Raw genomic sequence first — 9338 nt, 5'->3', positions numbered from 1 at the left:
GAAATTGATAATTACAATCAAGATCATTATCAACTTCATTGGAACGAAAAACTATCAAACAATTGGTCTACAACTATAGGTTTAAATTATACATATGGCCGTGGTTATTATGAACAGTTTAAAGAAGGTGAAGATTTTTCAGATTACAATTTAACTCCAATTACTATTGGTGGTGAAACTATCGACCAAACCGATTTAATTAGAAGACGCTGGCTTGATAACGATTTTTATGTATTGAATGCAAATGCTACTTATACAAACAATCATCTAGAATTTATTTTTGGAACATCATTAAGCACTTATAAAGGAGATCATTTTGGTGAAATTATTTGGGCTGAATTTGCAAGTAATTCTGATATAAGAGATCGTTATTATGAAAGTAAAACAGAGAAAAATGATGCTAATATTTTTGGTAAATTAACCTATGAGTTAAATGATTCTTGGACATTATTTACCGATTTACAAGCTCGTTTTGTCAAGTTTGACACAAACGGATTGACCTCTGATAGAGACCCTATAAATGTTGACGAAAATTATACATTTTTCAATCCTAAAGCCGGGGTAACATTCAAAGCTAACGCTAACAATAGCTTCTATTTATCATATGCAAGAGCAAATAAAGAACCGAATAGGAACGATTTCGAAAACGGAGTAAATACTTCTGAAAAATTGAACGATTTTGAATTAGGATGGCGTTTTAACAATGAAGCATTTAAAATAAATACAAATTTATATTATATGCTATATAAAGACCAGTTGGTTTTAACCGGAGCTATTGATGATACAGGAGCTCCTTTAAGAGCAACCAGCGGAAAAAGTTATAGACTTGGTTTAGAAATTGACGCGCAAGTTATTTTATCTGATAAATTAGGTTTACAACCTAATATTGCAATTAGTGCAAATAAAAATGTAGACTTTTTTGCACCTGTAAATGGCGAATTAGTTAATCTTGGAACAACTAATTTATCATTTTCTCCAAATTTAATTATTGGAAATGCATTTACTTATAAACCTACAAATTCTATTCAATTTTCATTGTTATCTAAATATGTTGGAGAGCAATATATGGGGAATTTAGAAAGCGCCGTTTCTAAAAACGACGTATTAAAAAGTTATTTTGTAAACGACTTTAATGTTTCATACGAAATAAAACCAAACAAAATCTTTAAATCCATTTTATTAAGTGCTTTGATAAATAACATTTTTAATGTTGAATATATTTCAAATGGATATTATTACACATATGATGATACTTGGTCTGTTCCAAATCAAGCAACTACATTAGATGGCGCTGGTTATTATCCGCAAGCTACTCGAAATTTTTTAGTTGGAGCAACATTAAAATTTTAGCATAAAAAAACCGAGGTGAATACCTCGGTTTTTTTTATTTTCTAAACTTCAATTCCTTTCATCATTTTGTTCCAATACAAGTACGGAAGCATATATTTTTTAAGAATCCACAATCTCCAATGTTCTTTAGAAGAATCACTAATCATTAATGGGAACTGTTTTAATTTTGGGTCTGGCTCAAACACTTGATTATAATCGAACTCTGCCAATACCATTTTTCCATATCCAGTTACTAACGGACAAGAAGTATATCCATTATATTCTTTTGAGCTCATGGTGTTAGACTCAATCAATTTCAATAAATTTTCTACTACAATTGGCGCTTGTTTTCTAATAGCTGCACCAGTTTTAGACGTTGGTAAATTTGAAACATCACCTAAACCAAATATGTTTGAAAATTTTGTATGCTGCATGGTTTTACTGTCAACATCAACCCAACCTGCTTCTGAAACTAATGGTGATTTTTGTATAAATTCTGGAGCTGCTTGAGGCGGTGCCAAATGCATCATATCAAAATGAATTCCATATAAATCTCCATCTTTAGTTACTTTCACATCTTTGTAATTATATTGAATCTCTTTATCTAAAGATGCTTCATCTCCATCAGCAATAGTAACACAACCTCCACCAGATAAATCTTTTACAATTTCGTACCATGCAATTTTTTTATCGGCATCCACTTTTACAAGTTTATGGAAAAAACGAACGTTGATATCTTTTTTATCAACTACCTCCATCAATGTATCTGCAATTATTTTAACTCCAAAAATAGAACCACTTGGTAAAGCAAAAACAATATCTGTTTTCTCTCTTACGCTTGCTTTTCTATAATGTTCTTCAGCTAAATACATGATTTTTTGAGGTGCACCACCACATTTAATTGGTGTTGCTGGTTGTGTAAATAAAGCGGTACCTCCTTTAAAGTTTTTAAGAGTTTCCCAAGTGTGCTTTGGGTTTGTATAATTACTACAAACTACTCCTTTATCCATTGCCTCCTGTAAACCTTCAACCAATTCAGGAGCCATTCTTAAACCCGGAGCAACCACTAAATAATCATACGTATATTCATTACCTCCTTTGGTTGTTACTTTATTGCTTTCAGGTTCAAATGTTTCAGCAAATTCTTTAATCCATTCTACACCTTTTGGAATTAAAGAAGACATTGGTTTTGCAGTAGCATCAAAATCATATGTATTTGCTCCAACTAATGTCCAAGCTGGTTGATAGTAATGCGTTTCTGCCGGTTCAATTATTCCAATTTGTAATGATCTATTTTTTCTTTTTAGCATGGATGAAACCATAATTCCTGCGGTACCTCCACCAATTACAAGAACTTGAAAGTGTTTTGACATTCTATATATTTTTAGTTAATGAATTAAGGGCTAGAAATATAAATAAAAAAATCCGTTTTTTATGAATTAATTCACAAAAAACGGATTATACGACCTTATAAATAGGCTATTCCTCAGCAGTCATTCTTCCTGTTGCACAACTCACAAAAGATTTTGCTTTGTGTACAATAGTATTGTCATCTCCTACTTCTGGATAACCCATACTCGATAATTTCTTTTTAGCTAAAACTATTACTTGTTCATTTGTAGCGTCTATAGTTACCTTTGATGTTTCAACATCAACTGATACAGCGTTTACTCCATCAATTGATGAAATTCCTTTTTTTACAGTGTTGGCACAACCACCACATTTTAAATTTAATATTTCTATTGTTGTCATTTTATGATTTTTTTAGGTAATGCAAAATTACAAAATAATTTTTCTAAGAATGACCACCTACAACAATTTTCATCACTTTTAAATTTAATTTAAAAAAGTTATATACTTGATATATAAAACAAACCCTCATAAAACGAACTAATCTTGTTGGTTCAGTTCCAAATGAAATATTGCTATATGGAATTGTTTTTTCAATACTTTTTTTCATAATTTTAAATTTTAAGATTTTTTACTCAGGAATTAACCACCAAAATGGTTTCGCTTTTGCTTTGTATAAAAACATATAATGCATAAACAATTTCATCCAATGACCAGCAGTTCCAACTACTCCAACAGTGTCTTTAATATTTCTACCCCATTTCGGATATTTTTCCCAATCCGGAACTATTGGGTTCACGGTCATAACGGCAGCTTGACCTTTTAATAAACCATAACCCGCTGAAACAATACAAGCTGCACCCATTTTAGCCATAGAAGCAGTATGTGGGTGCTCTATTTTTCCAACTTTTATAGAATGAATTATGTTTTGAGCTACAATTTTACCTATCACTCCAGATGGCATTCCTGTTCTTGGCGGCGTTGGAAATATTTTTGTGCCATTTGGACTTTCCATTGGTTTTGACATACCATGAGGTGGCGCAAAAGCGATACCCGCAGCATAAACATTTTCATATTTTACACTTTGATAAGTAGATGGCCAATCCTCCGCTTTCCATTCTTCATAAGCTTTTGGAGTATAATCTGCATCCACTTTCATCATTCCATTAGCTGCAAATACTTCAGCACTTATATCTTCATTATTTTTATTAAATGCTTTCATACCAGCACCTGCGAATCCAGGGATTAGCATAGCAAAGTCAAATTCCTTTGTATGTTGCTCTCCTCTTAAGTTTTCATAATAAACTATCCCTTTTTCTACTTTATGAACTCCTGCTCTTTTTATCCAATTAATACCATATTCTTTTAAAATAGACTCTGTAAATATTTTTGTTGGAGTTACGTAACCATTTCTTTTTACATAAGCGCCGCCCATTCCAAAATCACCTAATTCATATTCATTCGAAATCCACCACATATCAGCTAAATGCGTCAATTTTCTTTTTTTAATTTCGAAAGCAATATTTAAAATATATTCAAAAGCAGCACCTTGACATGTTGCTAAAGCATGTCCCGTACCCACTAAAAATGTTTGACGTTCTCCATTCTCCATTTTTTCGAATGATTCTTGAAGTTTCCCCCAAGCATGTTCTGCGTGGTCGTAGGTACAAACTGATTGTGTAAATTTATTTGGCCCTAATCCTTCTGTAGCTTCAAAATTAAGTTTCGGTCCAGTTCCGTTAATTAAATAATCATACGTTACCTTTTCTTCTTTTCCTTCAAGATCGCCTGTTACATACTTTATGGTAACAAATCCTTTTTCGTTTTCCGCATCTCCTTCAGGATGTATTGATGTTGCTAAGGCTTGTTTATAGTCAATACCCATTTTTTCATACACTGGGGGTAACTTAAATTTCACCTGATCTGGTGTCATTAAACCAACTCCTACCCAAATATTTGAAGGAATCCATTGAAAGTTACTATTTGGTGAAACCATCACCACTTCATGGTTCTTTTTTAAGTATTTACTCAAATAAGAGACAGCCGTGTGACCTGAAATACCTGCACCTAAAACTACTACTTTTGCCATTTTATTAATTTTTAAACACTATACTCCAAATCCCTCTTAAATCACCATCATTGTACCCTATTGCTTTATCGTTTGGATATAATGATTTTATTAATGAATCTGTTTTTACACTCAATTGTTCTTCAAGTTTACCATGACACGATAAACATTTTGAATTTAATTGAATAGGCGCAAAGTAGTGCTTTTGATTACTATTATTTATTTCAACTATTGGTGACAATTCCTCTCCTTGATTCAGTAAAGATTGATACTTACTAATTATTTCCAGTTCTCTTTCTGAAGCATTATTTTTAGAATTTCTAACTTTATTAGAAGTTCTTTTAATTGTAACATTGTATTTTTCAGCCATTTTAGAAGTTATTGGCATTGCTTGCACATTACAAAATGGAACTGCTTGAGCTGGCCCTCCTAGCTTCATTTGCGCCATTAAATTGCTACTCAGTTCTTTAAAAGAAGCTTGTGTAATTTCATTTCCTTTGGCTATAAATAAAGCTTCATCTTTTTTACTCAATTCTGATTTACAAGAAATTACACTAATTAAAACAAAAAGTAAAATTAGTTTTTTTAACATTATTATTTTTCTATTTGATTATTATTTCTAGCCCAATTCATAATTCCTCCACGTAAATCATATACTTTTTGAAAGCCTGCTTTAGCTAATTTCTTTGCGGCTGATGATGTTCTACTTCCAGATCTACAATAAACAAAAATGGGAGTATTCTTATCATAATTCGTGAAATTTTCCAGAAAATTACGACTGTAGTAATTAATATTTACAGCACCTTTTATATAGCCTTGTTTAAATTCATATGGTGTTCTAATATCAATAATTGTTTGATTTACAGATTTCTCTTTAAATTCTGAAGGAGTCAATGCTTGTACCTCACCTTGTTTTATTTGGCTTACTGAACTATCACTAACTTTATTTGATTGCTGATTTGATTCGCAACCTACGTTAATAACACTAGTAATAAATAGCAGTATTGCTATTTTGAAAAATAATTTCATTCTTTTTATTTTTGATTTTTTGGTAAATATAAATTTAATAAAAATTTTAGTAGTAACTAAAGTTACTTTGAACTAAACGACTGAAGACTAAATATTAGAGAAAATTCAAGCTATGATAGATACTGATGTAAGAGTTTTAACTTTTTAAGTTATTTTCTCTATTGTAATATCCTAAAATAAAACCTAATACTACAGACCATAATGCGGCCAAACCAATTTGAAAAGGTTTCTCTAACATAAAAGTAATTGTGTGTGCAGGAATCCAAAACCAAATTAAAGAGAACATTCCTTTGTCTATATTTTTCCAATTATGCTGCTTGGCTATTAAATTATCCAAAAACCGATGAAAAATTACAAGAAACAATCCGTATTGTAAATTCATTGTCACCGAAACTGTAAATGCTCTTGTAAAATTACTAAGTTCAGGCAATAAATGATGAGCTATCAAACTATCAATAAACCCCTGAAAACCCGTGAAAGCATATTTTATAGTTACAGCAATAATTGCCCATTCTAACATTTTTAAAAGAATAACAGACACCTTATAAGGTTTATGAACCTTACCTTGCTGCACCCATTTAGAAAAAATATCTCCTAAAGTTCCTAAAATGGCAAATTGCACCATTGCACTATAGATTGGATATTCTTTTACTAATTCAACATAAGAATTCATCCCAACTACATTTTAACGATTTCACCTTGATTAGCAATATTAAACCCATTTTTTAAAACTGCTTTTTGAGCTTCACTTCCTTCAATTAATAATGGGTTCGTATGATTAAAATGAATAAAGTGTACTTTTCTCTTTTCTGATTTTGATAAGTTCTTAAATAAATCCATACTTTCTTCAACAAACGGATGTGGAATTTCGCTCATTGATCTACCTTTAATTTCTCCATCTTTAAAAAAAGTAGCATCGAGCAAAGCAATATCAACTTTTCCAATATAATCTGTAATACTTCTATCCCATTTACTCCATTTATCAATGTCTGGTATAAATAAAATTTTATGAATACTTGTATCAATTAAAAAACCAACCGTCTCAGAATATTCATCTCTGTGCGGTACTTGAATTGGTATAACAGAAATTCTTTCATTTAAAAATAGTATAGAATCCTTTTGCAACGGATGTAATTCTATATTCTTTAAATTGACCAACTGACTCCAAGGACCGTTATTCTTTAAATACGATTTCATTTTTGGCATCGCATAAACTGGGATATTTTTCGTTCCCATAGCTTCCCTTCCAAAATGCATTAAACCCGTATAATGCCCAATATGTGCGTGTGTTAATAATATACCCTTAGGTATATTTAATGGATCTTTTAAGTGTGTAGAAAGTAATTTTAATTGCTCCTTAAAATCTGGTGTAGCATCAAAAATCCAATTTTCTTTACTTATTGGATCTATTAGAGCTAGAGAAACAACAAATCTTTTATTTTCAGGATTTTTATAAACTCGCTGGCAACACTCCTTTTCACAACCAGCTTGCGGATATCCGGCATCCTGAGCATTCCCCAAAACGAGGATATAAGGACTTAACAATTCTGTTTTGGGTTGTTCAATCTCTTTTTCTTTACACGAAAAAAAACTGAAAACCATTATGAATATTAAACTTAATCTACTCATTTTATCACCAGCTTCCTCCAGATCCACCACCTGAAAAACCTCCTCCACCAAAGCCTCCTCCGAATCCTCCGCTTCCAAAGCCTCCACCGCTTGAACCGCCAAAGCCTCCACTACCAAATCCTCTATTGCTTCTACCTGCTCCACTTAAAATTATGGCTTCTAAAATAGCTGCGGCTGTACTATCTTTTCTATATCCACCACGGCCACCGCCTCCATCTTTGTTTTTCTTTGAAAAAATGATGAGTAACACTATGAAAACTATAAAAACAATAACAAATAAAGGAATTCCTTTACTTGAACTTTGTTGTTCTTTATTGTTTTTATATGAACCTATTAAAACTTCAAAAATAGCATCTGATCCCTTATCTAAGCCACTGTAAAAATCACCTTTCTTAAATTCCGGAATTATAATATTTCTGGTAATTTCTCCTCCTATTCCTGCGGTTAATAAATGTTCAACTCCATAACCCGGTGCAATCCAAATTTTACGCTCTTTATTTGCTAATAAAACAAAAACACCATTATCTTCTTTTGCTTGTCCAATTCCCCATTCTTGCGCCCATTTAGGTGTTAAAATACCTATATCTTCATTATTAATTGTTTCAACAGTAGCAATTACAATCTGGGTCGAAGTTGAATCTGAATAATTAATAAGCTTACTTTCTAAAGCTGTTTTCTGAGAAGCTGATAACAAATTAGCGTAATCATATACACTTGTTTGCAGTTTTGGTTTAGCAGGAATTGCATACTGTCCTGCAACAAACTGTACAAACAAAATTGCAATAAAAAATGGAATAAATCTTTTAACTATGTTCTTTTTTGGAGTCATTTAACCTTTAGATATTTCATCTGATAATTCGTTACTGTCATCATTCTGATAAGGAAAAAATTCTTTTAGCTTTTCTCCAACTTTTAAAATAGCAAGTTCAATTCCTTTGGAATATTCCTCTTTTTTAAAATGACTTAGCATTAGTTCTTTTTCTAAATCCCAAAAGTTTTCTGGAACCTTAGAATTAATTCCTTCATCTCCTAAAATTGCAAACTGTTTACTCTCAACAGCAATATAAATCAAAACACCATTTTGCTGTTCTGTTTTATCCATTTCTAGGGAATAAAAAACTTCTAAAGCCTTTTCTAATGGTGGCTTATTTGTTTCCTTTTCTATATGAACACGAATTTCACCTGAAGTATTTTTTTCAGCTATTTTTATAGCTTCAACAATCGTTTGCTCTTGTTCTGTTGTTAAAAAAGCTTCAATTTTAGACATGCTTATTTTTTTCCAAAATCAAATTCAACATCAGGAGCTTTTTCGTTTCCAGGTTCTGATTCAAAATAAGGTTTTCCTGAGAAATCAAAGAATCCAGCTAATATGTTATTTGGAAATGTTTTAACGTGATTGTTAAATGGCTTTGTTGCTTCATTAAAACGTGTTCTGGCTGTTAAAATCTGATTTTCAGTACTTGCCAGCTCATCTTGTAATTTTAAAAAGTTTTGATTTGCTTTTAAATCTGGATAACGTTCTACTGTTACTAATAAACTTTTTAATGCGCCACTTAATCCTCCTTGTACCTCATTAAATTTAGCTAATTGATCTGGTGTAATATTTGTTGGATCAATAGTTACCGAAGTTGCTTTTGCTCTTGCTTCAATTACTTGAGTCAACGTTTCTTTTTCATAATCTGCAGCACCCTGAACGGTTTTAACCAAATTACCAATTAAATCACCTCTTCTTTGATAGGCTGTTTCAACATTTCCCCAAGCCTCTTCAATATTTTCGTTCAATTTAATTGCCGTATTGTAAAAACCTGTCACCCAACTATACCCTGCAAATGCAATTACACCTACAATAATTAAAGGAATTAACCACTTTTTCATTTTGTTCCTATTTTAAATTAATACTATTTCTATTTATTAGTTGCAAACTGTTACCTTT

12 protein-coding genes are annotated in these 9338 nt (G+C 31.5%); 1 reads left to right on the top strand and 11 read right to left on the bottom strand.

What is annotated here, in order from left to right; all coding sequences use genetic code 11:
• Positions 1-1350: TonB-dependent receptor (locus tag HKP59_RS04465; protein ID WP_291803846.1), on the top strand; the 1350-nt coding region annotated here is incomplete at its 5' end.
• A gap of 41 nt (positions 1351-1391) precedes the next feature.
• Here HKP59_RS04465 and HKP59_RS04460 read toward each other — a convergent pair.
• From HKP59_RS04460 to HKP59_RS04410, 11 genes are all read right to left on the bottom strand, one after another.
• On the bottom strand, positions 1392-2702 hold the full coding sequence (locus HKP59_RS04460) for an FAD/NAD(P)-binding oxidoreductase (RefSeq protein ID WP_291803844.1): 1311 nt from the start codon (positions 2700-2702) through the stop codon (positions 1392-1394).
• Between the two features lie 106 nt (positions 2703-2808).
• On the bottom strand, positions 2809-3081 hold the full coding sequence (locus tag HKP59_RS04455) for a heavy metal-associated domain-containing protein (RefSeq protein ID WP_291803843.1): 273 nt from the start codon (positions 3079-3081) through the stop codon (positions 2809-2811).
• Positions 3082-3124: 43 nt separating this feature from the next.
• Positions 3125-3289 carry a hypothetical protein gene (locus tag HKP59_RS04450; RefSeq protein WP_291803841.1) on the bottom strand — a complete coding sequence of 55 codons (165 nt, stop codon included), beginning with the start codon at positions 3287-3289 and terminating at the stop codon, positions 3125-3127.
• 21 nt (positions 3290-3310) lie between these two features.
• Entirely contained in the window at positions 3311-4768 is a 1458-nt protein-coding gene (locus HKP59_RS04445) for an FAD-dependent oxidoreductase (protein ID WP_291803838.1), read from the bottom strand.
• 4 nt (positions 4769-4772) lie between these two features.
• The gene (locus HKP59_RS04440; RefSeq protein ID WP_291803836.1) at positions 4773-5339 is read right to left on the bottom strand and encodes a DUF3365 domain-containing protein; all 567 of its coding nucleotides are present in this window, start codon (positions 5337-5339) and stop codon (positions 4773-4775) included.
• Positions 5340-5341: 2 nt separating this feature from the next.
• Positions 5342-5776 (bottom strand): rhodanese-like domain-containing protein, encoded by a 435-nt coding sequence (locus tag HKP59_RS04435; RefSeq protein ID WP_291803834.1) that lies wholly within the window; start codon positions 5774-5776, stop codon positions 5342-5344.
• A 136-nt stretch (positions 5777-5912) separates the two neighbouring features.
• The gene (locus tag HKP59_RS04430; protein ID WP_291803832.1) at positions 5913-6449 is read right to left on the bottom strand and encodes a hypothetical protein; all 537 of its coding nucleotides are present in this window, start codon (positions 6447-6449) and stop codon (positions 5913-5915) included.
• Between the two features lie 5 nt (positions 6450-6454).
• Positions 6455-7378 (bottom strand): MBL fold metallo-hydrolase, encoded by a 924-nt coding sequence (locus HKP59_RS04425; RefSeq protein ID WP_291803848.1) that lies wholly within the window; start codon positions 7376-7378, stop codon positions 6455-6457.
• Positions 7379-7409: 31 nt separating this feature from the next.
• Positions 7410-8234: a YgcG family protein gene (locus tag HKP59_RS04420; RefSeq protein ID WP_291803828.1), complete on the bottom strand. Its 825-nt coding sequence runs from the start codon at positions 8232-8234 to the stop codon at positions 7410-7412.
• Entirely contained in the window at positions 8235-8672 is a 438-nt protein-coding gene (locus tag HKP59_RS04415; protein WP_291803825.1) for a TPM domain-containing protein, read from the bottom strand. It lies immediately after the preceding gene.
• Between the two features lie 2 nt (positions 8673-8674).
• Complete coding sequence (locus HKP59_RS04410; protein ID WP_291803822.1) at positions 8675-9280, bottom strand: LemA family protein; 606 nt, start codon at positions 9278-9280, stop codon at positions 8675-8677.
• Positions 9281-9338: the final 58 nt, after the last annotated feature.

The organism is Lutibacter sp., from assembly GCF_013041805.1.
Lineage (GTDB): Bacteria > Bacteroidota > Bacteroidia > Flavobacteriales > Flavobacteriaceae > Lutibacter.
Note: the sequence above shows the minus strand (reverse complement) of the source record. Positions and strands in the feature narration are given on the sequence as shown.